At 72.3% G+C, this 22689-nt stretch carries 25 protein-coding genes; 16 read left to right on the top strand and 9 right to left on the bottom strand.

Annotated elements, in window-relative coordinates; genetic code table 11:
* The first annotated feature begins 51 nt into the window (after window positions 1-51).
* Together I601_RS18855 and hemW are read left to right on the top strand one after the other, a co-directional pair.
* Window positions 52-1872 (top strand): AMP-dependent synthetase/ligase, encoded by a 1821-nt coding sequence (locus I601_RS18855; RefSeq protein WP_068113209.1) that lies wholly within the window; start codon window positions 52-54, stop codon window positions 1870-1872.
* Window positions 1873-1954: 82 nt separating this feature from the next.
* Window positions 1955-3181 carry a radical SAM family heme chaperone HemW gene (hemW, locus tag I601_RS18850; RefSeq protein ID WP_068113204.1) on the top strand — a complete coding sequence of 409 codons (1227 nt, stop codon included), beginning with the start codon at window positions 1955-1957 and terminating at the stop codon, window positions 3179-3181.
* Window positions 3182-3185: 4 nt separating this feature from the next.
* Here the strand turns inward: hemW and I601_RS18845 are convergent, their stop codons facing one another.
* Genes I601_RS18845 through I601_RS18830 form a run of 4 tightly spaced genes read right to left on the bottom strand, consistent with a single transcriptional unit; the run spans window position 3186 to window position 5603 of the window.
* Window positions 3186-3599 (bottom strand): DUF4870 domain-containing protein, encoded by a 414-nt coding sequence (locus I601_RS18845; RefSeq protein WP_084527832.1) that lies wholly within the window; start codon window positions 3597-3599, stop codon window positions 3186-3188.
* A 26-nt stretch (window positions 3600-3625) separates the two neighbouring features.
* The gene (locus I601_RS18840) at window positions 3626-4471 is read right to left on the bottom strand and encodes a DUF3097 domain-containing protein (RefSeq protein ID WP_068115309.1); all 846 of its coding nucleotides are present in this window, start codon (window positions 4469-4471) and stop codon (window positions 3626-3628) included.
* Window positions 4472-4520: 49 nt separating this feature from the next.
* Entirely contained in the window at window positions 4521-4700 is a 180-nt protein-coding gene (locus tag I601_RS18835) for a hypothetical protein (protein ID WP_068113199.1), read from the bottom strand.
* 51 nt (window positions 4701-4751) lie between these two features.
* On the bottom strand, window positions 4752-5603 hold the full coding sequence (locus I601_RS18830; protein ID WP_068113195.1) for an MBL fold metallo-hydrolase: 852 nt from the start codon (window positions 5601-5603) through the stop codon (window positions 4752-4754).
* Window positions 5604-5794: 191 nt separating this feature from the next.
* Here I601_RS18830 and hrcA point away from each other — a divergent pair, with 191 nt between their 5' ends.
* The 6 genes from hrcA (at window position 5795) to I601_RS20925 (ending at window position 11798) form a co-directional block, all read left to right on the top strand.
* Window positions 5795-6808 (top strand): heat-inducible transcriptional repressor HrcA, encoded by a 1014-nt coding sequence (gene hrcA, locus I601_RS18825; protein ID WP_068113190.1) that lies wholly within the window; start codon window positions 5795-5797, stop codon window positions 6806-6808.
* A gap of 61 nt (window positions 6809-6869) precedes the next feature.
* On the top strand, window positions 6870-8051 hold the full coding sequence (gene dnaJ / locus I601_RS18820) for a molecular chaperone DnaJ (protein WP_068115307.1): 1182 nt from the start codon (window positions 6870-6872) through the stop codon (window positions 8049-8051).
* A gap of 9 nt (window positions 8052-8060) precedes the next feature.
* Window positions 8061-8801, top strand: a complete 741-nt coding sequence (locus tag I601_RS18815; protein ID WP_068113188.1) for a 16S rRNA (uracil(1498)-N(3))-methyltransferase — start codon at window positions 8061-8063, stop codon at window positions 8799-8801.
* Between the two features lie 450 nt (window positions 8802-9251).
* Window positions 9252-9641, top strand: a complete 390-nt coding sequence (locus tag I601_RS18810) for a hypothetical protein (protein WP_157520316.1) — start codon at window positions 9252-9254, stop codon at window positions 9639-9641.
* A gap of 451 nt (window positions 9642-10092) precedes the next feature.
* Window positions 10093-11670, top strand: a complete 1578-nt coding sequence (locus tag I601_RS18805; RefSeq protein WP_068113180.1) for a sodium-dependent transporter — start codon at window positions 10093-10095, stop codon at window positions 11668-11670.
* Window positions 11667-11798 carry a methionine/alanine import family NSS transporter small subunit gene (locus I601_RS20925; protein WP_084527830.1) on the top strand — a complete coding sequence of 44 codons (132 nt, stop codon included), beginning with the start codon at window positions 11667-11669 and terminating at the stop codon, window positions 11796-11798. The genes I601_RS18805 and I601_RS20925 overlap by 4 nt, the downstream gene beginning before the upstream one ends.
* Window positions 11799-11833: 35 nt before the next feature.
* Here I601_RS20925 and I601_RS18800 read toward each other — a convergent pair whose 3' ends face one another.
* From I601_RS18800 to I601_RS18790, 3 genes are read right to left on the bottom strand one after another with little or no spacing between them, the layout of a single operon-like run.
* Window positions 11834-12823, bottom strand: coding sequence for a Gmad2 immunoglobulin-like domain-containing protein (locus tag I601_RS18800; RefSeq protein ID WP_068113177.1), 990 nt, complete (start codon window positions 12821-12823; stop codon window positions 11834-11836).
* A gap of 17 nt (window positions 12824-12840) precedes the next feature.
* Window positions 12841-13812, bottom strand: coding sequence for a Gmad2 immunoglobulin-like domain-containing protein (locus tag I601_RS18795; RefSeq protein ID WP_068113174.1), 972 nt, complete (start codon window positions 13810-13812; stop codon window positions 12841-12843).
* A complete protein-coding gene (locus tag I601_RS18790) occupies window positions 13809-14339 on the bottom strand; it encodes a SigE family RNA polymerase sigma factor (protein ID WP_084527828.1) in 531 nt (176 codons plus the stop codon). Before I601_RS18790 ends, I601_RS18795 begins: the two co-directional genes overlap by 4 nt.
* Before the next feature lie 131 nt (window positions 14340-14470).
* Here I601_RS18790 and I601_RS18785 point away from each other — a divergent pair, with 131 nt between their 5' ends.
* The 3 genes from I601_RS18785 to I601_RS18775 are packed head-to-tail and all read left to right on the top strand — an operon-like array spanning window position 14471 to window position 16953.
* Window positions 14471-14839: an HIT domain-containing protein gene (locus I601_RS18785; protein ID WP_237089474.1), complete on the top strand. Its 369-nt coding sequence runs from the start codon at window positions 14471-14473 to the stop codon at window positions 14837-14839.
* Window positions 14836-16092 (top strand): monooxygenase, encoded by a 1257-nt coding sequence (locus tag I601_RS18780; RefSeq protein ID WP_068113168.1) that lies wholly within the window; start codon window positions 14836-14838, stop codon window positions 16090-16092. The genes I601_RS18785 and I601_RS18780 overlap by 4 nt, the downstream gene beginning before the upstream one ends.
* A gap of 45 nt (window positions 16093-16137) precedes the next feature.
* Entirely contained in the window at window positions 16138-16953 is an 816-nt protein-coding gene (locus I601_RS18775; RefSeq protein WP_157520313.1) for a hypothetical protein, read from the top strand.
* A gap of 28 nt (window positions 16954-16981) precedes the next feature.
* Here I601_RS18775 and I601_RS18770 read toward each other — a convergent pair whose 3' ends face one another.
* Window positions 16982-17257, bottom strand: a complete 276-nt coding sequence (locus tag I601_RS18770; RefSeq protein WP_068113164.1) for a hypothetical protein — start codon at window positions 17255-17257, stop codon at window positions 16982-16984.
* A gap of 218 nt (window positions 17258-17475) precedes the next feature.
* Here I601_RS18770 and I601_RS18765 point away from each other — a divergent pair, with 218 nt between their 5' ends.
* Genes I601_RS18765 through I601_RS18750 form a run of 4 tightly spaced genes read left to right on the top strand, consistent with a single transcriptional unit; the run spans window position 17476 to window position 20610 of the window.
* Window positions 17476-18423, top strand: a complete 948-nt coding sequence (locus I601_RS18765; RefSeq protein ID WP_237089646.1) for a PhoH family protein — start codon at window positions 17476-17478, stop codon at window positions 18421-18423.
* Entirely contained in the window at window positions 18420-18878 is a 459-nt protein-coding gene (gene ybeY / locus I601_RS18760) for an rRNA maturation RNase YbeY (protein WP_068113160.1), read from the top strand. Before I601_RS18765 ends, ybeY begins: the two co-directional genes overlap by 4 nt.
* Complete coding sequence (locus I601_RS18755; RefSeq protein ID WP_068113157.1) at window positions 18875-20230, top strand: hemolysin family protein; 1356 nt, start codon at window positions 18875-18877, stop codon at window positions 20228-20230. The genes ybeY and I601_RS18755 overlap by 4 nt, the downstream gene beginning before the upstream one ends.
* On the top strand, window positions 20227-20610 hold the full coding sequence (locus I601_RS18750) for a cytidine deaminase (protein WP_068113154.1): 384 nt from the start codon (window positions 20227-20229) through the stop codon (window positions 20608-20610). The genes I601_RS18755 and I601_RS18750 overlap by 4 nt, the downstream gene beginning before the upstream one ends.
* Window positions 20611-20666: 56 nt before the next feature.
* Here I601_RS18750 and I601_RS18745 read toward each other — a convergent pair whose 3' ends face one another.
* Entirely contained in the window at window positions 20667-21842 is a 1176-nt protein-coding gene (locus I601_RS18745; RefSeq protein ID WP_084527390.1) for an IS30 family transposase, read from the bottom strand.
* Between the two features lie 136 nt (window positions 21843-21978).
* On the opposite strand from I601_RS18745, the gene I601_RS18740 reads away from it, so the two are divergent.
* Entirely contained in the window at window positions 21979-22653 is a 675-nt protein-coding gene (locus I601_RS18740; protein ID WP_068113151.1) for a DUF6226 family protein, read from the top strand.
* Window positions 22654-22689 lie beyond the last annotated feature (36 nt).

The raw sequence follows: 22689 nt of genomic DNA, 5'->3' as shown, positions 1-22689 counted from the left end.
AGGTTACTGCCGTACCGCGATCATCCCGCCCGCCGCACAGCCAGGAGCGCCATGCCCGCCAATCACGACGCCAGCTTCGTCGACACCATGCCTGCGAACGTCGCCGTCCAGTTCTTCGACCGCGTCGAGAAGTCCTCCTCCGCCGAGGCCTTCCGCTTCCCGGTCGGTGAGAGCTGGGAGTCGGTGACCTGGCGCGAGGCCGGCGACCGGGTCACGGCCCTGGCCGCGGGCCTGCTCGCGCTCGGCATCGAGAGCGAGCAGCGGGTCGGCATCGCCGCCGGCACCCGCTACGAGTGGATCCTCGCCGACCTCGCCGTGATGTGCGCCGGGGCGGCGACCACGACCGTCTACCCCAGCACCAACAGCGAGGACACCGCCTACATCCTCAGCGACTCGGGTTCGCGGGTGGTCTTCGCCGAGGACGACGAGCAGCTGGAGAAGCTGCGCTCGCACCGGGACGAGATCCCCGACGTGATCAAGGTGGTGACCTTCGACGGCACCACCGACGGTGACTGGGTCATCGACATGGACACCCTGGCCGAGATGGGCCGGGCCTACCTGGCCGAGCACCCCAGCATCATCGAGACGACCGCGGCAGCGATCCGTCCCGACCAGCTCGCCACCCTGATCTACACCTCGGGCACCACGGGCCGCCCCAAGGGTGTGCGGCTGCGGCACCGGTCCTGGGTCTTCGAGGGCGAGGCGATCCGGGTGCAGGAGATCCTTGACGACACCGACCTGCACTTCCTGTGGCTGCCGATGGCGCACTCCTTCGGCAAGGTGCTGCTCTCCGCGCAGCTGGCCTGCGGATTCGCCACGGCGATCGACGGCCGCGTCGAGAGGATCATCGACAACCTGGCGGTCGTGAAGCCGACCTTCATGGGCGCGGCCCCGCGCATCTTCGAGAAGGCCTACTCGCGCATCCACATGATGCAGGCCGCCGAGGGCGGCGCCAAGGAGAAGCTCTTCAACAAGGCCTTCGCCGTGGGCGCCCGGTTCGACGAGCTCGAGCGTGAGGGCAAGTCGGTCCCGCTGGGGCTGAAGCTGCAGCACGGCCTGTTCGACAAGCTGGTCTTCAGCAAGGTGCGCGCCCGCTTCGGCGGACGGGTCCGGTTCTTCATCTCCGGCTCCGCGGCACTCAACGCCGAGATCGGGCAGTGGTTCCACAGCGCGGGCATCCTCATCCTCGAGGGCTACGGCATGACCGAGAACGCCGCCGGCGCCACGGTCGGCCACCCCGAGGAGTACAAAATGGGCACCGTCGGCCAGGCCCTCCCGGGTGCGGAGGTGCGCATCGGCGAGAACGACGAGGTGCAGCTGCGCGGCCCGCACGTCATGGAGGGCTACCACAACCTGCCCGAGGAGACCGCCCAGGCGTTCACCGAGGACGGGTGGTTGCGCACCGGGGACAAGGGCAGCCTGGACGCCGATGGCTTCCTGACCATCACCGGACGCATCAAGGACCTCTTCAAGACCTCCGGCGGCAAGTACATCGCGCCCCCGGCCATCGAGGCGAAGTTCAAGGCCATCTGCCCCTACGTCAGCCAGTTCATGGTCTTCGGCAACGAGCGCAACTACGTCGTCGCCCTGGTCACCCTCGACCCCGACGCCATCGCCGGCTGGGCCGAGGAGAACCAGATGGCGGGCAAGGACTACACCGAGGTCGTCCGCTCCGAGCAGGTCCGCGAGATGGTCGGCGGCTACGTCGAGCAGCTCAACGCCCGGCTCAACCGGTGGGAGACCATCAAGAAGTGGGACATCCTCGACCACGACCTGACCATCGAGTCGGGTGAGCTGACCCCCTCGATGAAGGTCAAGCGCAACGTCGTGGAGGACAACAACAAGGCGAAGATCGAGGCTTTCTACAGCTGAGACCCCTGCAGCACCTCCCCGGGCCCGCGCCCCCGTCCCCACGGGTGCGCGGGCCCGGGTGCGGGTGGGGGAGGATGGCGAGATGCCCTCCACCCCGCTCGGCGGCGAACCCGCCCCGTCCGACGGCTCGCTGCCCGATGCCGCGCTGGCCGAGCTGGGCCAGCGCCCGTTCGGCCTCTACGTCCACGTGCCGTTCTGCACGGTGCGCTGCGGCTACTGCGACTTCAACACCTACACCGCCGAGGAGCTCGGCCCGACCGGGGGCGCGCCCGGTGCCTCACGGGCGACGTACGCCCAGGCGGCCGTGGCCGAGGTGCGCCGGGCGCGCCGGGTGCTGGGTGAGCAGGACCTGCCCGTCTCCACCATCTTCTTCGGTGGTGGCACCCCCACCCTGCTGAGCCCCGACGACCTCGGCTCGGTCGTCGCGGCCGTGGCCGAGGAGTTCGGGCTGGCGCCCGACGTCGAGGTGACCACCGAGTCCAACCCCGACTCCGTGGACGCCGCGTCCCTCGAGCGGCTGCGCGAGGTCGGCATCAACCGGGTCTCCTTCGGCATGCAGTCGCAGGTCCCGCACGTGCTGGCGGTCCTCGACCGCACCCACGACCCGCGACGGGTGCCCGCGGTGGTCGACTGGGCGCGGGCCGCCGGCTTCGAGCAGGTCAGCCTCGACCTGATCTACGGCACCCCGGGGGAGTCACAGGAGGACTGGATCACCTCGGTCGACGCCGCGGTCGCGTGCGCCCCCGACCACGTGTCGGCCTACTCCCTCATCGTGGAGGACGGCACCGCCCTGGCCCGACGGGTACGCCGCGGCGAGCTCCCGATGCCCGACGAGGACGACCTCGCCGACAAGTACGCGCTGGCCGACGAGCGGTTCGTGGCCGCGGGGCTGGGCTGGTACGAGGTCTCCAACTGGTCGACCGGCCCCGACACCCGCTGCCGGCACAACCTGCTCTACTGGACCGGCGGCGACTGGTGGGGCGTGGGCCCCGGCGCGCACTCGCACGTCGGCGGGGTCCGCTGGTGGAACGTCAAGCACCCCGCGGCGTACGCCGACCGGATCGGCGCGGGGCTGAGCCCCGCCCAGGCCCGAGAGGTGCTGGGCGCCGAGGACCGTCGCGTCGAGCGGGTGCTGCTCGAGCTGCGGCTGCGCGACGGCCTCGACGTGGCGGTGCTCGACGGGCCCGGTCGCGCCGCCGTGCCCGACCTGGTCCGGCGCGGGCTGCTGCTCGAGCGCGGCGGGCGGGTGGTGCTCACCGAGCAGGCGCGCCTGCTGGCCGACGGCGTGGTGCGCGAGCTGCTGGCCTGAAGCCTCAGCTGACCATCCGGATGGTCAGCGGGTAGCGGTACTCCTCGCCGTTGGCGGTCTTGACCGACCCCATGATCGTGAAGATCAGCCACAGCAGGCCCACGACCGGCAGCAGCAGGATGCCGACGAGCACGAAGATCAGCACGAACGAGATCGCGCCGTAGATGAACATCGAGAGCTGGAAGTTCAGCGACTCCACGGCCTGGCGGCGCACGTAGGGGGAGGTGGACCCCTTGAGCAGCAGCACCAGCAGCGGACCGAGGAAGGCCAGGGCCACGAAGGCGCCCACGAGTGCCGACCAGTGGGCCGCGCCGCCCCAGGTCCGCTCCTCGGGGGTGAGACCGCCCTGCTGGTACGGCGGCTGGTGAGGGGGCTGGTGCGGGGGTTGGGGCTGGTACGGCGGGGGTGCGTCGCTCATCTGGTCCTCCTGGTCGGGTGCGGGACTCAGTCGACGGTCACGAAGTCGATGAGCTCCTCGACCCTACCGAGGAGCGCGGGCTCGCAGTCGTCGTAGGACTGCACCCGGCCCAGGATCTGCTTCCAGGCGCGCGCGATGTCGGCCTGGTCGCGGTGCGGCCAGCCCAGGTGCTGGCACACGCCCTTCTTCCACTCGATGCTGCGCGGGATGGTCGGCCACTGCGCCAGACCGAGCCGGTCGGGCTTGACGGCCTGCCACACGTCGACGAACGGGTGCCCCACGATCAGGACGTGCTTGCCGACGGGGGAGCGCACGATCGCGTCGGCGATGCGGCTCTCCTTCGATCCCTTGACCAGGTGGTCGACGAGCACACCCACCCGGCGACCGGGCCCGGGACGGAAGTCGCGGAGGTGGTCGGCCAGGTCGTCGACGCCGCCGAGGTACTCCACGGCCACGCCCTCGATGCGCAGGTCGTCGCCCCACACCTTCTCGACCAGCTCGGCGTCGTGGCGGCCCTCGACGAAGATCCGGCTGGCGCGGGCCACCCGTGCCTTCGCGTCGTGCACGGCGACGGACCCCGAGGCGGTGCGGGTCGCGCGGGCCGGCGCGGCGCGGGTGACAGGGGCGGTGAGGATGACCGGACGCCCCTCGAGCAGGAAGCCGGCGCCGAGCGGGAACGTGCGCCGACGCCGACGCCGGTCCTCCAGGGTCACGGTGTGCAGGTCGCGGTCGACCTGCACCACCTCCCCGCAGAAGTCGGTGGTGACCTCCTCGACCACCTCGCCGAGGGTCGCCGGCGCCTCGGTGGCACGGCCCCGCTTGGGGGCGCGCCAGTCGCCGGACAGGACGTCACTGCCGTATCGGTCGCTCACCGGCACGAGGCTAGGAGAGCACGCGGGCGTCGTGCGGCGGGCGCGCCGGTCAGGAGTCCTCGGCGTCGTCGGGGTCGGGCATCTCGTCGGCGCGCTTGCCCTCGTCGAGGACGTCGGAGTCCTCGCCGGACGGGCGGCCCTCGGCCAGCGGGTTGTCCTCGGAGGGCACCAGGTCGGGGGGCAGCTGGTCGTCGGAGATGCCGGCGGTCTCGGTGTCGTTCTCGCTCATGGCGTGACGCTAGCCCGCGGTGTGGCGTTGGTCACCCACCCTGTCGGGCGCTCAGATCAGGGGGAGCCGCTTCTGGCTGCGCGGCAGGTGCTCGTAGCCCAGGCGCACGGCCGTGGCCAGGTAGCGCTCCTCCCACGGCCAGGTGCCGGCCGCCAGCGCCTCGTCGACGGGCACTCCGCGTCCGGCGAGGTCGCGGATCGTCTCGGCGACGATGCCGAGCTCGTTGCGCTGCACCTCCACGAACTCACGGTCGACGACGGCCCCGTGGCCGGGCACGACGGTGCTGGCGCCGGTGGTGAGCCCGAGCACGATGTCGAGGGACAGCGGCCACTGCATCGGGAAGGAGTCAGGTCCGAAGGCCGGCGGTGCCGACTCCTCGACCAGGTCGCCGGCGATCAGGACCCGGGCGTCCGGCACCAGGACGACCAGGTCGCCGGAGGTGTGGGCGGGCCCGGGGTGGACCAGCTCGAGCACCCGGTCACCGAGGTCGAGGACGGCGGCGGAGGAGAAGGTGTGGTCGGGCAGGACGATCTCGGTGCTGCGCACCTCCTCGTCGCGGGGGTCGGCGGGCTCGCCGGCGTACGTCGCCTGGCGCCCGGAGTCCGCGAAGTCGCGCAGCTCCGCCAGCGCCTGCTCGTGGGCGTGGACGGGGACCGCGGGATCGGCCTCGCGGAACGCGGCGTTGCCGAAGCAGTGGTCGAGGTGCGCGTGGGTGTTGACCACGGCCACGACGTCGCCGGCTCCGAGGTGGCGCACGTCGTCGAGGACCCGGCGCCCTGCGGCGGTCGAGGCGTGCGTGTCGACCACCACGAGGCCGCGCTCGCCGGCCACGACGCTCACGTTCGCGTCGAACCACTCGTAGCGGGCCACCCAGACCCGGTCCCCGACCTCTGTGAACGTCATGGCCGCACCCTAGGACCCGCGCGGCCGGGCGCCACGATCCCGCGGTGCCTGCCGCACGAGGTGAGGGGGTGGCACGACTGCTTGTAGGATTGGCACTCCGACGCGACGAGTGCCAACCTCGAGGGTCGGACCGGTTCAGTCCACGGCAAGCTCAGTCCACGGCAAGCTCAGTCCACGGCAAGGAGGCGACGATGCAGGAGGACCGCAGGCTCGCTGTGCTCCGAGCCATCGTGGAGGACTACGTGCACACCGAGGAGCCGGTCGGTTCCAAGGCGCTCGTCGAGCGCCACGGCCTGGGGGTCTCGCCGGCCACGGTCCGCAACGACATGGCCGTGCTCGAGGACGAGGGCTACATCAGGCAGCCGCACACCAGCGCGGGGCGGGTGCCCACCGACAAGGGCTACCGGATGTTCGTGGACCGTCTCACCACGGTCAAGCCGCTCAGCTCGGCCGAGAAGCGGGCGATCTCCAGCTTCCTCGACGGCGCGGTGGACCTCGACGACGTCGTCCAGCGCTCGGTCCGGCTGCTCTCCCAGCTGACCCGCCAGGTCGCCGTGGTGCAGTACCCCACGTTCTCGCGCTCCACGGTGCGCCACGTGGAGCTCGTCGCGCTCGCTCCGCGTCGCTTGCTGGTGGTGCTGATCCTCAGCACCGGCCGAGTGGAGCAGCGTGTGGTGGAGCTGCCGGCCGACCTCTCCGACGACACCCTCGCCGACCTGCGCCGCCTCGTGCTGAGCGCGGCGGTCGGCCAGACCATCGCCGATGCCATGACCGAGCTGCGGGCGGCCGTCCCGCCGGTCGGCGACGGCACCACGGCCGCGGTCGTCGAGGTGCTCAACGACGCGCTCGGCGACGAGCGCTCCGACCACAAGATCGCCGTCGGCGGCACCGCGAACCTCGCGCGCTACGGCGACTCGTTCGACTCCGCGGTCCGCCCCCTGCTCGAGGCGCTCGAGGAGCACGTGGTGCTGCTCAAGCTGCTCGGCGAGGCCGGCACCGGTGGCCTGGTCACGGTGCGCATCGGTGCCGAGGGCCCCTACGAGGAGCTCGCCTCGACCAGCGTCGTCTCCACCGGCTACGGGCCGGCCGACGAGTCGTTGGCCACCCTCGGCATCGTCGGGCCGACCCGGATGGACTACCCCGGCACCATGGCTGCGGTGCGTGCCGTGGCCCGTTACGTCTCCCGCATCCTCGACGAGGGCTGAGCCCCGTCCTCGCAGCACCCGCCCGCCTCCAGTCAGTCAGTACGACCCCGTTAGGAACATGGTGAGCCAGGACCTCTACGACCTCCTCGGCGTCTCTCGCGACGCCGACGCCGACGCGATCAAGAAGGCGTACCGCAAAGCCGCGCGCCAGCACCACCCGGACGTCAACCCCGATCCTGCGAGCAAGGAGAAGTTCGGCGAGGTCTCGCGCGCCTACGAGGTCCTCTCCGACCCGCAGAAGCGGGCGGCGTACGACCGTGGGGGCGACCCGTTCGGCGGTGCCGGGGCGGGTGGTTTCGGCCAGGGCGCCGGGTTTTCGTTCACCGACATCATGGATGCCTTCTTCGGAGGAGGCGGTCAGGGCGGTGGCCAGGGCCGTGGTCCGCGTCCGCGCGTACGCCGCGGCCAGGATGCGCTGATCCGGATCGAGATCGAGCTCGCGGAGGCCGCCTTCGGGGTGACCCACGAGCTCAAGGTCGACACCGCGGTCACCTGCACCACCTGCGGCGGCGACGGTGCGGCCGCGGGCAGCCACCCGATCCCGTGCGAGACCTGTGGCGGGCACGGCGAGGTCGCGCACGTCCAGCGCTCGTTCCTCGGCGAGGTCCGCACCCTGCGCCCGTGCGCGGCCTGCCGCGGCTTCGGCTCGGTCATCCCCGACCCGTGCCGCGAGTGCTCCGGTGACGGCCGGGTCCGCTCGCGTCGCGCCCTGAGTGTGAAGATCCCCGCGGGCGTCGACACCGGCACCCGGGTCCAGCTCTCCGAGGAGGGCGAGGTCGGGCCCGGTGGTGGTCCCGCCGGCGACCTCTACGTCGAGATCCACGTGGCGCCGCACGACGTCTTCACGCGTCAGGGCAACGACCTGCACTGCACGGTCACGGTGCCGATGACCGCGGCCGCGCTGGGCACCACGCTGACGATCCCGACGCTCGAGGCCGACGTCGCCTCCGAGGACAGCGACCCCGCGCTCGAGACGTCCTTCGAGCTCGAGGTCCGACCGGGCACCCAGTCGGGCATGGAGCAGGTGCTGCGCGGGCGCGGCGTACCCGGGTTGCGCGGCGGGCGGGGCGACCTGGTCGTCACCGTCGCCGTCGAGACCCCCGGTCGCCTCGACGCCCGCCAGGAGGAGCTGCTGCGCGAGCTGGCCGCGCTGCGCGGCGAGGAGGCTCCCGACGGGCAGGTCCACCCGGGGGGCCCGAAGTCGGTCTTCGGTCGGCTCCGCGACGCCTTCAACGCGCACTGAGGGGCTGGGGTGTCCCTGCCGGTGCACCTGGTGCCGACGCTCGCCGAGGCGCGGGTCGGGTCCGAGGTCACGGTCGAGGGCGACGAGGCCCACCACGCGGTCGCCGTGCGGCGCCTGCGCGTGGGTGAGCAGGTCGTGCTCACCGACGGTCGCGGCGTCTCGGTGCGTGGCGAGGTCACCAGCACCGGCAAGAGGGTCTTCGTCGTCGAGGCGCTCGACGTCGAGACGGCGCCCGAGCCCGCTCCCTCGGTGACGGTCGTGCAGGCGCTGCCCAAGGGGGACCGGGGCGAGCTCGCGGTCGAGGTGCTCACCGAGGTCGGGGTGGCCCGGATCGTGCCGTGGGCCGCGTCGCGCTCGGTCGCGGTCTGGAAGGGCGAGCGCGCCGCCAAGTCGGTGGCCCGCTGGCGCTCCACCGCCCGCGAGGCCGCCAAGCAGGCCCGTCGGGCCTGGCACCCCGAGGTCGACCCGATGGCCAGTACTGCCGAGGTCGTGGCCCTGCTGGCCGGCGCCGACCTCGCTGTCGTCCTGCACGAGGACGCCACGGACTCCCTCGCCGATCTCCTCGTCCCCGCCGAGGGCCACCTCGTGGTCGTCGTCGGGCCCGAGGGCGGCATCGCCCCCGACGAGCTCACCGCCTTCGTCGCCGCCGGCGCCCGCTCCGTCCGGCTGGGTGCCGAGGTGCTGCGGACCTCCACCGCCGGCCTGGCCGCCACCGCCGCCCTGCTCTCCCGCACCCCGCGCTGGTCCTGAGCCTCAGCGCTGCCGGGCAGGGCGTGACGCTGGCCGACCCGAGGGGGGTCCTGGGTGGTCAGGTCGGTGGTGGGGCGCCGGGGCGGGGTGCTTGGCCGAGGTCGGTGGTGGTGAGGGGTTCGACGAGGTACTGGTAGCCGTGCGGGCTGGTCCAGAGGAACCCGGTGGGGGTGGGCCGGTAGTGCCAGGCGGTGTGGGTCTCGTCCGGCTTGCGGCGTCGCGCCCGTCGGGTGCAGTGCGGGAAGCTGCAGCGCGGGTGGCGTTGGCGGGTCTGCTCGGCGAGGCGTTCGGGGATCTCGTAGGTGTCGACCGCCTCGGTCGACGTGAGGTCGACGGACCGGCGTTGGAAGGCCTGGAGTCCGGGGTGGTCGGCGAACCAGTGGATGTCTTGGCTGGTGATCGGTGATGCCTGCGTGCGTGGTCCGGCGCGGTCGGCTGGGTGCGGAAGGGGTGCTCGAACGCCTCGGCGTCGATGCCGCCACGGACGCTGCTGGGCAGGTCGGTGACGGTGCGCCAGGCGACCTGGGTGCCGGGGACGCGGAGCCACTCGGTGACCTGGTCGAGGGTGATGAGGCTGCGGGTCTCCTCGATGCGGGCGAGGTGGATGCCGGCGCCGGTGGTGGTGGGGTCGACTCCGCGCAGGGCTTGGTCGGTGAGGTGGACGTTGAGCACGACCTGGCGTGCGGGCACCCGGGCTGCGGAGTCGTCGCCAGTGAGGTCGAGGGCGTCGGCGAGGTCGAGGCAGCCGGTGATGTCGACGGTGCCGTCGACCTGTTGGCCACCGGCGGTGGCGGAGGCGAGGTGGATGGCGAGGTTGCGGGTCTCGGCCGCGATGAGTAGCCGTTCCTCGGCTTCCTCGGGGTCGAAGCGGGCTCGGGCTTCTTCGACGAGTCGGTCGATCCCGGCGTAGGAGAGGGTGGCGGCGACGGGGGCGAGGTGCTGGTCGACGAACGCGGCACCGTCCAGCGGGAGTCCGAGGGTGGCTTCGGCGACACGGCTGGATCGCCACACCGGCACCCGGCCGGCCACGACCTGGCGTGCAGGCGCGGGAGGCGGTAGCGGATCTCGACGACGTGGGCGACGTAGCGCACCGCGGCGTCGCTCGACATCCCGAGCGCGGTGCCGTACTCGATGATCGCGAACTCACTGACCTTCGGCGCCCCGAGACCGGCCAGCTCGATCATCACCCCATCTGGGCGGTGAACGACGGGCAGCGGGTTTGCCGGCGTGACCGGTGCCGACCAGGAGGCCTAGGGTGTGGTGGTCGTCACCATCGTCTTCGGGAGGTCCTGTGAGCGCGTCCGCTGCCGTCGCGGAGGAGAAGCGCCGCGGCGCCTTCTCGTCCCGCCGGGTGTTCATCCTGGCGGCGATCGGCTCGGCCGTGGGGCTGGGCAACATCTGGCGCTTCCCCTACGTCGCCTACGAGAACGGCGGGGGAGCGTTCGTCATCCCCTACCTGGTCGCGCTGCTCACGGCCGGCATCCCGTTCCTGCTGCTCGACTACGGCATCGGCCACAAGTTCCGCGGCTCGCCGCCGCTCTCCTTCGCCCGGATGCGTCGCGGCGCGGAGGGCATCGGGTGGTGGCAGGTCGGCATCTGCGCCGTCATCGCGATCTACTACGCCGCCGTGCTGGCCTGGGCGGTGCGCTACACGTTCTTCTCCTTCAACAAGTCCTGGGGTGCCAAGCCCGGCGACTTCTTCATCGGGGAGTTCCTGCAGACCAGCGAGCCGGGGGTCAGCGCGACCCCGGTCGCCGGCGTGCTGATCCCGCTGGTCGTGGTGTGGGCCCTGGTCATCGGCCTGCTGGCGCTCGGTGTGCAGAAGGGCATCGGCGCCACGGCGGCGGTCTTCATCCCGATCTTGGTGCTCAGCTTCGGCGCGCTCGTCGTGGTCGCGCTGTTCCTTCCCGGTGCCGGACAGGGCCTCGAGGCGCTCTTCGAGCCCAGCTGGAGCGCCCTGGCTGAACCGAGCGTGTGGGCCGCGGCCTTCGGCCAGATCTTCTTCTCGCTGTCGATCGGCTTCGGCATCATGATCACCTACTCGTCGTACGTGCGCCGCCACACCGACATGCCCGGTGCGGGTCTCGTCGTCGGGTTCTCCAACTCCGGCTTCGAGCTGCTCGCCGGCATCGGCGTCTTCTCCGCCCTCGGCTTCATGGCCCAGGACCAGGGCCAGGAGGTCGGTGAGGTCGCCTCGAGCGGCGTGGGCCTGGCCTTCATCGCCTTCCCGGCGATCATCAACGAGGCACCGGCGGGGGCCTTGATCGGTGTCCTGTTCTTCGCCTCGCTGGTCATCGCCGGCCTGACGTCGCTGATCTCGATCACCGAGGTCGTCATCTCCGCGGTGCGCGACAAGTTCGAGCTCGAGCGGGTCGCCGCCACGCTGGTGGTGGCGCTGCCCATGGCCCTGGTGAGCGTGCTGTTCCTCGGCACCACGAGCGGCCTGCACGTGCTCGACATCGTCGACCACTTCATCAACCAGTTCGGCATCCTGCTGGTCGCGGTGGTCTCGATGGTCGTCGTCGTGTGGGGCCTCAAGGCGCTGCCGATGCTGGCCGCCCACCTCAACGACCACACCTCGGTGCACATCGGGCTGTGGTGGCGTGCCCTGGTCGGGGTGGTCACCCCGCTGGCGCTGACATACGTGCTCGTCGACTCGTTCATCACCGACGTGCAGACGCCGTACGGCGACCCGACGGCGCCGTTCCCGACCTGGATGCTGGCCGTGTTCGGCTGGGGCTCGGCGCTCGCGGTGATCGTGGTCGGCTTCGTGCTGGCGCGGCTGCGCTGGCGCGACGAGGCCACGGTCGACGGCCCGGTCGAGGAACGGACAGGTCCCACGAGCACCCAGGAAGGAGTGCAGCGATGAGCACGTCAGCGATCGTGATGATGGTGGTGGCGATGCTGGTGATCTGGGGCGGCCTGGCCCTGGCGATCATCAACCTCAACAGGTCGCCGGCCACCCCGCCGGCCAGCGAGGTCCACCGCGACCTGTAGCCGCGGCGGGCCCGCCGCCTCGTACGTCGTCGGGCTCAGCCGACGCTGATCACCTTGGTGTCCTCGAACGGGCCGGGCCCCTCGGCGCCGCCCGTGGGGTCGTCGGTCATCGCCGCGAACGTGTACTCACCCGGCTCGAGGCCGGAGACGTCGACCTCGCTGGACCACGGGTAGAGCCGGTCCATCCAGCCCTCCGCGGTGGCGAAGCCGTCGACGACCACGGCACCCGAGGCGTCGCGCACCTGCCACGGCACGGTGGCCTCGAACGACGACGCGACACCGCTGGCGGTGAAGGTGCCGGACACCTCGGCGTCGGACTCCGGGCTGGTGACGCTGACCAGAGCCAGCACATCGAGCTGGGACTTGTTCTTGACGCCGCCGCCGGTGGCGATGCCGAACATCGGCACGGCGGGTCCGTCGGGCTCGCCGACGACCTGCACGGGCGCGCGGCTCTGGAGCGCACCCTGGACGGTGTAGACGAGCGCCTGCATGGCCAGGCGGGCCTGCTTCTTCGACGTCCCCGCGGGCCGGTCGGCCCAGCGGTCGTCGGGCACCTGCGCGATGATCAGGTCGGCGGCCTCGTCGAGGCGGACCGACGAGAAGCTGCCGTCGACGGGGAACGCCGCGCGGTAGTCGGGGTCGGCGGGCACGCCGGCGGCCACCATGTCGGCGGCCCCGAGCGCGGGGTCGCCGCTGACCTTGCGGAACTCGCGGTACAGCCGCGGGCCCATCGGGCTGTCACCCACGTAGTAGACCGGCACGGTGCTGGTCTCCTCAGGCTCCTGCGTCGCGGGCTCGCTCGCCGTGGGCGACGGCTCCGTGCTGACGGAGGGCTCCGTCTCGCCGGCCGTCGGGCTGCTGGTGCTGCCCGCCGGGGCGGGGTCGTCGGCGCGGTCGCCGTCGTTGTCGCCGCAGCCGGCCAGGACGCCGAGCGCCAGGGCAGCCGTCGCAGCGCCTGCCAGCGATCGGTGCAGCCGCGCGCGGCCGGTACGGCGGCTGCGGGTGGGGGTGGTCGGTGTGGTCATGGTGCTCTCCCTCGTGCTCACGGGACCACGATGGCCCGTGTGTCGGTGAACGGCCCGCCCGACTCGCCGCCGGAGGGGTCGCTGGTCATGGCGACGAACGTGTAGGTGCCTGGTGCGAGGCCCGAGACGTCGACCTCGGCCGCCCAGGGGTAGAGCCGGTCCATCCAGCCCTCGGCGGTGGCGAAGCCGTCCAGGACCACCTCGTCCGCGGCGTCGCGGACCTCCCACGGCACCGTCGCCTCGAACGACGACGCGCGCCCGGTCGCGGTGAACGTGCCGCTCACCTGCTGGCCCTCGGCGGGTGAGTCGATGCTCACCAGGGCGAGCACGCCGAGGTCGTTGCCGTCCGGTCCCACCCCTACGCCCTCGGACGGACCGGACGGGTCGCTGGTCTCGATGCTGACCTCCACCCGCTCCCCGAGGACGTCCCAGGCGGTGTGGGCGATCTGCCGGGCCCCGAGGGCGCCGCTGCGCGGAGTCGACCCGCCCCGGGTCAGCAGGACGTCGACGGAGCCGTCGGCGTCCTGCTCGACCGACTCCACGAGGTGGCCGTCCCAGGCGGAGCGGTAGTCCGGGTCGTCGGGGCTGCCCTCGACGACGGCGCGCACCGCGGCCGCGAGCTTGTTCTCGCCGGGGGCGACGACCACCTCGGTCAGCTCCCGGTAGAGCCGCGGCCCCTGGGGGGTGGTGCCCAGCCAGTAGAGCTCCACGTCGGCGGTCACGGCCGGTCGCGCCACGGACGGTGCGGCCGGGTCGACCGCCCGGTCGTCGGCGGGACCGCCGCCGAGCACGGCCACGGCCGTCACGACCGCGGCGGCGGCCAGCAGCCCGCCGCCGGCGTACCACCACCGGCGCGGCGAGGCGCTGCTGCCGGCACCGCGGGTGCGGGCGCGGATCTCGCCGAGGCTGTCGGTGGGCTCGACGCCGTCGACGGCCTCGGACAGCAGCCGGGTCAGGTCAGCATCGGAGCGGGGGTCGTGGGCGTTCATGAGCGGTCCTCCAGGTACGACGCGAGCAGCTCGCGCAGGCGGGCGGAGCCGCGGGAGGCGTGGCTCTTCACCGAGCCGCGGCTGATGCCCAGCGCGTCGGCGATCTCGGCCTCGGAGAGGTCGAGGTAGTGGCGCAGCGCGAGCACCTCGCGCTGCCGCTCGGGCAGGGCGCGCATCGCGTCGAGCACGGCCTCGCGACGGGCGGCGACCAGGCTGCGCTCGTCGGCACCGGGCGCGGTGGCCGGCGGCGGCTGGGCGGCGAGGTGTCGGTGCACCACCGCGCGGTGGCGCAGCGCGGAGCGGGAGCCGTTCACGACGCTCTGGCGCAGGTAGGCCAGCGCCTTGGCGGGGTCGCGGATGCGGTCCCACCTGCCGTGCACGGCGACGAAGGCGTCCTGCACGACCTCCTCGGCGGCGCCGACGTCGCGCAGCAGCAGCACGGAGAGCCGCACCAGCTCGCGCCAGTGCGCGGCGTACAGCTGCTCGAGCGCCTCGTCGGCGTCCCACCGACCGCCGGGGGGCGTCACGACGCCGGCCCGGTGGTGCAGAACATGCGCATGGGTGGTCACGCTAGTGCGACGCGCGACCCCTCCCCGGGGTTGACACCCGGGGGTGGAAGATTCGGATCCGCGTCACAGCCGACACCATGGGGGGCATCGTGGGACCATCGACCTGGGAGGAAGACGTGAAGGACTGCTTGTTCTGCAAGATCGTGGCGGGGGACGTCCCCGGTGACGTCGTGCACGTGACCGAGGGGACCGTCGCGTTCCGCGACCTCAACGCGCAGGCGCCCACGCACGTGCTGGTGGTCCCGCGCGCCCACTACGCGAACGCCGCGGAGCTGGCCGCGGGCGATCCCGCTGTGCTGGCCGAGCTCGTCACCAGCGCCGCCGCGGTCGCGGCGGCCGAGGGCTACCCCGACGACTACCGGCTCGTCCTCAACACCGGGGCCGAGGCCGGGCAGTCGGTGTTCCACACCCACCTGCACGTGCTGGCCGGCCGGCCACTGGCCTGGCCGCCGGGATGAGCGGACCCCAGCAGACGGGCCCGGCGCCGGGGCGGCGCAGGGTCGTCGTCCTCGCGCTGACCGCCCTGGTCGCCGTGGCGGTCGTGGTCGCGGGCGTCAGCGTCCTGACGTCGCAGGACCGGCGCACCGGTGACCCCGCCAGCGTGCTGGCCCCGGTCGAGCCGCCCGAGGTCGTCGCCGACCAGCTCTCGTCGCTGCCCCAGGGCAAGCAGCTGCCGCTGCGCCGGGGCGAGCGGCGGATGACGCTGGAGATGCCGACCTCGTACACGCCCTCCGCGCCGGGCAGCACCGGCACCGACGACTACCGCTGCTTCCTGCTCGACCCCGAGCTGGACGAGGACGTGTGGCTGACCGGGAGCAACGTGCTGCCCGGCAACCCCGAGGTCGTGCACCACGTCATCCTCTTCCGCGTCGACGAGGCGCAGGTCGCGCAGGCGGAGGCACTGGACGACAAGACGGTCGACCCCGGCTGGACCTGCTTCGGCGGCAGCGGCGTCGAGGGCACCGCCGCCAACATCTCCGACGCCAGCTGGCTGGCGGCGTGGGCGCCGGGCGGCGACGAGACCCGGATCCGCGACGGGCACGGCGTCCGGCTCGAGGCCGGGGCCCGCGTCGTGATGCAGGTGCACTACAACCTGCTGCGCGGTCAGTCCGCCGACCGGTCGGCCACCCAGCTGCGCTGGATGCCGGGCGACCGCGACCTGACCCCGCTGCACACCTACCTGATGCCTGCTCCTGTCGAGCTGCCCTGCCGCGAGGCCCTGTCCGACGGGCCCCTGTGCGACCGGGACGCGGCGATGGTCGACCTGCGCCAGCGCTTCGGCGGTGCCGCGGCGACCGCCGACGTGCTGCACCTGCTGTGCGGCGAGGGGGAGGGGCCCTCCGAGACCACGACGTGCACCCGTCGGGTCCAGCAGTCGATGACGGTCCTCGGCGTCGCCGGGCACATGCACCTGCTCGGCCGACAGATCTCGGTGGTCGCCAACGCGGGCACCGACCAGGAACGCCGGCTCCTCGACATCCGGCAGTGGGACTTCGACGACCAGGGGAGCAAGCCGGTCGAGCCGCTGCGCCTCGAGCCCGGGGAGACGCTGACCGTCACCTGCCGGCACCAGCAGTGGCTGCGCGACAAGCTGCCGGCCTTCGAGGGCCAGGACGAGAAGTACGTGCTGTGGGGCGAGGGCTCCACCGACGAGATGTGCCTGGGGATGCTGCAGGTGGCCTACGACGAGGAGCCGACCGGGAGGCTCTGAGCGGGCGGGTGGGAACCGCCTGCCCTGCGCGCGCGTCGTACCGCCATGTCCTGGAACAGGGGTGCCCGGCTCGTGGTCGGGCTGGTCGCGACCCTCCTCGTCGTCTCGTGCTCCGGCGACGAGGCCTCCAGTGGCCTCGACCCCGCCTCGGGGGAGGCCGGGGGTGCGGCACCGGAGGGGTACCGGTGGGTCGGCGACCGAGGCGTGGTCGTCGCCGTGCCGGACTGGTGGACCACCGGCGACACCGAGTGCCTGCTCCCCATCGAGGACACCGTGTACGTCGAGACCGGGGCCGTGACCGACTGCGCCGCCAGCGTCGCGCCGACGACTCCCGCGGAGGTGTCGTCACTGGCCGTGGTCGACTCCGGCTCGGCACACGGGGCGCTGCTCCTCGACGGGCTGTCACCGGACGGTGAGGTCGACGGGGAGCCCCTGCTGGCCGGCGAGCACTGCGGCTGGCTCGGGGAGGGCGTGTGCCGCACCGTGCTGGCCGTGCCGTCGCGCGGGGTCGCCTTCGCGGTGCACGTCGCCGACCCGGGCGACGTGGACCTCACCCTCGTGCACGACTCCCTGCGGCTGCAGCCCGACGGGTGGACCACGGTCCCGCTGGCCCTGCCTTCGGGACGCACCCCGGTGTGGGGCGACCGGCCCGCGACCACCCGCCAGTACGCCGGGGTGCTGCGACGCGCGGGGCTCGAGGTGCGGGTCGAGCCGGCCCCGCCGCCCGACCCGAGCAGCACGGCGTCGGGGGTGGTCCTGCCCCGCGGGTCCCTGCTCGGCATCGAGCCCGCGCCCGGCAGCCCCGTCGAGGAGGGCGGGTCGGTCGTGCTGACGGTCGCGCCGTCGGCGACCTGGCGGTAGCCCGGGCCCGGGTCGTGGCGAGCGGCTCTCAGAACAGGTAGGCCAGCCGCATGACGGCGAAGACGACCGGCAGCCCGAAGACCACGAGCAGCGCCCACGCCGTCCAGTAGTGCACCCGCTTGGCGGGGTCGAGCCGGCCGCCGAAGTCGAGCAGCGCGCCCTCGGGCGTGTGGTGGGTCAGTCCCATGGCCCGGGCGTGCGGCGGCAGGTGCTCGCCCGGGAACCACCAGGGGGCGGAGTCGTCGTCGTGGGCGTCGGGGTCCTCGTCGTCCCACGCGCGCATGTCGTGCTCGCCCCCGGCCATGGGTCCACGGTACGCGCCCACGCCGTAACATGGAGGGGCTCGACCCACCGTCCCCGCGACCGAGAGGCGCCCTCCGGGCATCCATGTCCCACTCCGATGACCGCAGCACCCCCGCCAGCGCCGACGAGTCCTCGTCCACCGTCTCCACCGCGGCTCGTGACACCTCCTCGCAGCCGGCCCGCAGCCGCCACACGGTCGTGGTGCCCAACAGCGTCGACATGGTCAGCCTGCTGGGTCCCGGCGACGAGCACCTCGCCACGATCGAGCGCACCTTCGGTGCCGTGGTGCACGTGCGCGGCAACCGGATCTCGATGGAGGGCGACCCGGCCGAGATCGCGCTCGCCCAGCGCCTGCTGGAGGAGCTGGTCACGATCATCCGCACCGGTCAGGGCGTCACCCCGGAGACCGTCGAGCGGGTCATCGGGATGTTGCGCAGCCAGACCGTCGAGCGCCCGGCCGACGTGCTGAGCCTCAACATCCTCTCCAACCGTGGCCGCTCGATCCGGCCCAAGACGGTGAACCAGAAGAAGTACGTCGAGTCGATCGACAAGCACACCATCACCTTCGGCATCGGTCCCGCCGGCACCGGCAAGACCTACCTGGCGATGGCCAAGGCGGTGCAGGCGCTGCAGTCCAAGCAGGTCAACCGGATCATCCTGACCCGTCCCGCGGTGGAGGCCGGCGAGAAGCTGGGCTTCCTGCCCGGCACGCTCAGCGAGAAGATCGACCCCTACCTGCGCCCGCTCTACGACGCGCTGCACGACATGATCGACCCCGAGTCGATCCCGCAGCTGCTGGCCGCGGGCACCATCGAGGTCGCCCCGCTGGCCTACATGCGCGGCCGCTCCCTCAACGACTCCTTCATCGTCCTCGACGAGGCGCAGAACACCACGCCGGAGCAGATGAAGATGTTCCTGACCCGACTGGGCTTCGGCTCCAAGATCGTGGTCACCGGCGACATCACCCAGACCGACCTGCCCGGGGGCACCAAGTCGGGGCTGCGGGTCGTGGAGGACATCCTCACCGGGGTCGAGGACATCGGCTTCAACCGTCTGACCAGCGTCGACGTGGTCCGGCACCAGCTCGTGGGCCGCATCGTGGCGGCGTACGACGACTTCGACGCGCGCAGCGAGCGCGCCCACACCCGTCAGGGGAACCGTCCATGAGCATCGAGGTCCTCGACGAGTCCGGGCTCGAGGTCGACGTGCGCGGCCTCGCCGCGCTCAGCCGCTTCGTGATGGACCGGATGCGCGTGCACCCGCAGGCCGAGCTGTGCATCAAGGCCGTCGACGAGGCGACCATCGCCGAGCTCAACGAGCAGTGGATGGAGAAGGAGGGCCCCACCGACGTGCTGGCCTTCCCGATGGACGAGCTGCGTCCGGGCCTGGTCGACGAGGAGCCCGAGGAGGGCATGCTCGGCGACCTGGTGCTGTGCCCCGAGATCGCGCGCCGCCAGGGCGAGAGCGCCGGTCACGGCACCACGGCCGAGATCGAGCTGCTGACCGTGCACGGGATCCTGCACCTGCTGGGCTACGACCACGCCGAGCCGGAGGAGCACCGCGAGATGTTCGGGCTGCAGGACGAGCTGCTCGCCGCCTGGCGCACCTCTGACGACGCATGAGTGCGGGCGACATCGGGCTGCTGATCACCGCAGCCGCCCTCGTCCTGCTCGCAGGGGTCTTCTCGGCCGCTGACGCGGCGCTGGGATCGTTCTCGCACGCCCGCGCCGGGGAGCTGCTGGCCGAGGGCCGCACCGGCGCCAAGCGGCTCATCGGCCTGCTCGACGACCCGCCGCGCTACCTCAACACCGCGCTGCTGCTGCGCCTGGCCTGCGAGGTCTCGGCGATCGTGCTGGTCGCGCTGCAGGTCGACGAGCTGATGGACGGCGCCTGGTGGGCCAGCGTGCTCACCACGATCGGCGTGATGCTGGTGCTCTCGTTCGTGGTCGTGGGCGTCGCCCCGCGCACGATGGGACGCCAGCACTCCGAGACCGTGGCGCTGCTCTCGGCGGCGCCGCTGACGATCATCACTCGGGTGCTCGGCCCGATCCCGCAGGTGCTCATCGCCCTCGGCAACGCGATCACGCCCGGCAAGGGCTTCCGTGAGGGCCCGTTCTCCACCGAGTCCGAGCTGCGCGAGCTCGTCGACCTCGCCGAGGCGTCCTCGCTCATCGAGTCCGAGGAGCGCCGGATGATCCACTCGGTCTTCGAGCTCGGCGACACCACGGCGCGCGAGGTGATGGTGCCCCGCAACGACGTGGTCTACGTGGAGAAGCACAAGAACCTGCGCCAGAGCCTCTCGCTGTTCCTGCGCAGCGGCTTCTCCCGGCTCCCGGTCGTCGACGAGAACCTCGACGACGTCGTCGGGATGGCCTACCTCAAGGACATCGTGCGGCGCGACTTCGAGGCCCCGGACGCGCAGTTCACCGAGCGCATCGAGTCGGTGATGCGCCCGGTGCACTGGGTGCCCGAGTCGAAGGCCGTCGACGGGCTGCTCAAGGAGATGCAGGCTCGCCGCCAGCACATCGCCGTCGTCGTCGACGAGTACGGCGGCACCGCCGGGCTGATCACCATCGAGGACGTCCTCGAGGAGATCGTCGGCGAGATCACCGACGAGTACGACGAGGAGGAGATCGAGGTCGAGACCCTCGCGGAGGGCGTCATGCGGGTCTCCTCGCGCTTCCCCGTCGACGACCTCGAGGAGCTCTTCGGCTTCGACGTCGAGGAGGAGGACGTCGACTCCGTCGGCGGCCTGATGGCCAAGCACCTCGGCCTGGTGCCGATCCCGGGCTCGGCCGTCGAGGCGCACGGGCTGCGCTTCGTCGCCGAGGACACCGCCGGGCGGCGCAACAAGATCGTGACCGTCCTGATCTCGCGGGTCGAGCCCGACGACGACGAGGACGAGGACGACTCCCGCCCCGACAACCGCCGCGACGACGCCCGTGACCATCGAGAGGACGACGAGGACCAGTGAGCAGCACCGAGAAGCCCGAGAGCCCCGAGAGCCCCGCCCCGGACGAGCTGGCCGCGGAGGACAAGAAGCTGGTGACGCTGGCGCGCTCGACCCGGGCGCGCACCCAGGCCGCCGAGGGGGCTGCGGTGCGTGACGCCGACGGCCGCACCTACGCCGCCGCGACCGTCGACCTGCCCTCGCTGCAGGTCTCGGCGCTCGGCGTCTGCGTGGCGATGGCCGTCGCCTCCGGGTCCACCGGGCTCGAGGCCGCCGTCGTGCTCACCGAGGCCGACGCGGTGACGCCGCGCGACCTCGACGCCGTGCGCGACCTCGCCGGCAGCGGCGTACCGGTGCATCGGGGGGACGCCAAGGGCGCCCTTCACGGCACCGCCACCACCTGACCCGGCCCAGATATCTCGCCGACCCGGCCCAGATGTCTCGGGCGGAATCTAGGTAGTCACGCAACACCGTGGTTGGTGATGGGGTCTGAGAGTAGTTGGTCGAGGACCTCGGCTGGGGTTTGGAAGTCGTGGCGTTTGCGGGGTCGGGCGTTGAGCTCGGAGGCGATGTTGTCGAGCAGGCCGGGGCCGTAGAAGGACAGGTCGGTGCCCTTGGGCAGGTACTGGCGCAGCAGGCCGTTGGTGTTCTCGTTCGAGCCGCGTTGCCAGGGCGAGTGCGGGTCACAGAAGTAGATCTCCAGGCCGGTGGCCTCGGCGATCGCGACGTGGTTGGCCATCTCGCCGCCCTGGTCCCAGGTCAGCGAGCGGCGCAGCTGCTCGGGCAGGGTGGCCATCTTCGCCACGAGCGCTTCTTGGACCGCCAAGGCGCCGTGGTCGCCGGGCAGGTGCAGCAGCATCACGAACCCGGTGCTGCGCTCGACCAGGGTGCCCACCGCGGACTTCGAGGCGGTCGAGCCGAGGATCAGGTCGCCTTCCCAGTGCCCGGGCACGGCGCGGTCCTCGACCTCGGCGGGTCGTTCGCTGATCATGACCATGCCGGGGATCCGGCCGCGTCGCTCGGCCTCACGGCGGTGGGGTTTGCGCATCGAACGTCCGGTGCGCAGGTGCGCGCTCAACTCGCGCTTCAGCCCGCCGCGGGCCTGGATGTACAGCGACTGGTAGATCGTCTCGGGTGACACCCGCATCTCCGGATCGTCGGGGAAGTCGCGTCGAAGTCTGCCAGCGATCTGTTCGGGGCTGCGACGCTGGACCAGGTGGTCTTGGACCGCTCTGCGCAACTGCAGGTTGGTGGCCAGCTTCGCCCCCCGCGACCTCGTGCGGCCACGATCGACCTTGGACTGGGCCACCGAGGCCCGGTACCCACGACCGGTCGCACCACGGGCCAGCTCGCGGCTGATCGTGGCTGGGCTCCTGCCAGTACGACGCGCGACCTCACGGACCCCGTGGCCGGCATGGGTCAACGCTGCGATGTCCTCGCGCTCGACCCAGGACAGATACCGGCCCACCGGCGGGTTCACAGGAACAGGGTTCACCCCGCCAGCCTTGCGGAAGACCCGCTTAGACGTGGTCGCCGACATGCCCGTCACACGGGCAGCCGACTTCACTCCCAGCCCGGAACGGATCGCCTCCCAGAACGGACGGTCGAGCTCCCTGGGCCGCATCGGTCGAGCCATGGCACAACTCCTCAGTCATCGAGGTGTTGCATCACTACCTAGAACCCGCCTCGCCGACCCGGCCCGAATGTCGCGGCGACCCCGGCCCGAGAAATCCAGCCGACTCGCGTGACGACTGCGGTCTACGCTGCGACGCATGGACGAGCCGGTGCTGCTGCGCGAGGTCGAGGCGCGCTTCGCGGTGACGGCGGCGAGCACGCCGGGATGGGCGTCCCCGCACCCCGAGCGGGAGCCGCTCGAGGAGGAGTACTCCCGGGTCTCCGACCCCGCCAGGTGGCGCATCGAGGGCGCTCGCGCCCTGGCGTGGACGCTCGCCCTGACCGGGCTCGGCCTGGCATCGCGCGAGGAGGTCGGCCCCAGCGGCGTCGCCGCCTCGACCCGGGGTGCCTGGCGTGTGGTCCCGCGCGCAGCCGGTGCATTGTCGGTGCTGGTGGTGGGAACCCGGTCGGATGACGGGCTGCTGGTCGACGTCGAGCTGCACGCCGGTGAGCCACCCGTGGTCGTGCTGGGCCTGGACTGTCACTGCGACGCCTGTGACTCCGGCTCCGCCGACGTCCTCGAGACCCAGGACGACGCCTGGTTGGAGGTGGTCAGCGGCGCGCTGGTGCACCTCGAGGCACCAGGTCGGGTCCTGACCACGAGTCGTGGTGGATGGTCCGAGAGCTGGAGTCCCGGCGCCGCGGGCCCTGAGCGAGGCGCTTCTCGGCTGGCCGACCACGAGGATCGCGACGCCGATCTGGCCGCCGTACGTCGTGGGGGCGCCCCGGACCCGCGATGGCGGCGGGTCGTGCACGGGGCTCCCTGGGGGTGATCAGCGCACCGACCACTCAGAACATCTGCGCCGGCT

It is taken from the genome of Nocardioides dokdonensis FR1436 (assembly GCF_001653335.1).
Lineage (GTDB): Bacteria > Actinomycetota > Actinomycetes > Propionibacteriales > Nocardioidaceae > Nocardioides > Nocardioides dokdonensis.
This window is presented reverse-complemented; position numbering and strand designations above follow the sequence as displayed.

Coding starts and splice junctions, on each gene's coding strand:
- I601_RS18835 (WP_068113199.1), bottom strand. CDS start 4,700: ATGAGCGAGAACGACACCGAGACCGCCGGCATCTCCGACGACCAGCTG.
- I601_RS18770 (WP_068113164.1), bottom strand. CDS start 17,257: ATGGCCGGGGGCGAGCACGACATGCGCGCGTGGGACGACGAGGACCCC.
- I601_RS20925 (WP_084527830.1), top strand. CDS start 11,667: ATGAGCACGTCAGCGATCGTGATGATGGTGGTGGCGATGCTGGTGATC.
- hemW (WP_068113204.1), top strand. CDS start 1,955: ATGCCCTCCACCCCGCTCGGCGGCGAACCCGCCCCGTCCGACGGCTCG.
- I601_RS18800 (WP_068113177.1), bottom strand. CDS start 12,823: ATGACCACACCGACCACCCCCACCCGCAGCCGCCGTACCGGCCGCGCG.
- I601_RS18755 (WP_068113157.1), top strand. CDS start 18,875: ATGAGTGCGGGCGACATCGGGCTGCTGATCACCGCAGCCGCCCTCGTC.
- I601_RS18830 (WP_068113195.1), bottom strand. CDS start 5,603: ATGACGTTCACAGAGGTCGGGGACCGGGTCTGGGTGGCCCGCTACGAG.
- ybeY (WP_068113160.1), top strand. CDS start 18,420: ATGAGCATCGAGGTCCTCGACGAGTCCGGGCTCGAGGTCGACGTGCGC.
- I601_RS18845 (WP_084527832.1), bottom strand. CDS start 3,599: ATGAGCGACGCACCCCCGCCGTACCAGCCCCAACCCCCGCACCAGCCC.
- I601_RS18745 (WP_084527390.1), bottom strand. CDS start 21,842: ATGGCTCGACCGATGCGGCCCAGGGAGCTCGACCGTCCGTTCTGGGAG.
- hrcA (WP_068113190.1), top strand. CDS start 5,795: ATGCAGGAGGACCGCAGGCTCGCTGTGCTCCGAGCCATCGTGGAGGAC.
- I601_RS18795 (WP_068113174.1), bottom strand. CDS start 13,812: ATGAACGCCCACGACCCCCGCTCCGATGCTGACCTGACCCGGCTGCTG.
- I601_RS18765 (WP_237089646.1), top strand. CDS start 17,476: ATGGTCAGCCTGCTGGGTCCCGGCGACGAGCACCTCGCCACGATCGAG.
- I601_RS18855 (WP_068113209.1), top strand. CDS start 52: ATGCCCGCCAATCACGACGCCAGCTTCGTCGACACCATGCCTGCGAAC.
- I601_RS18740 (WP_068113151.1), top strand. CDS start 21,979: ATGGACGAGCCGGTGCTGCTGCGCGAGGTCGAGGCGCGCTTCGCGGTG.
- I601_RS18775 (WP_157520313.1), top strand. CDS start 16,138: ATGTCCTGGAACAGGGGTGCCCGGCTCGTGGTCGGGCTGGTCGCGACC.
- I601_RS18780 (WP_068113168.1), top strand. CDS start 14,836: ATGAGCGGACCCCAGCAGACGGGCCCGGCGCCGGGGCGGCGCAGGGTC.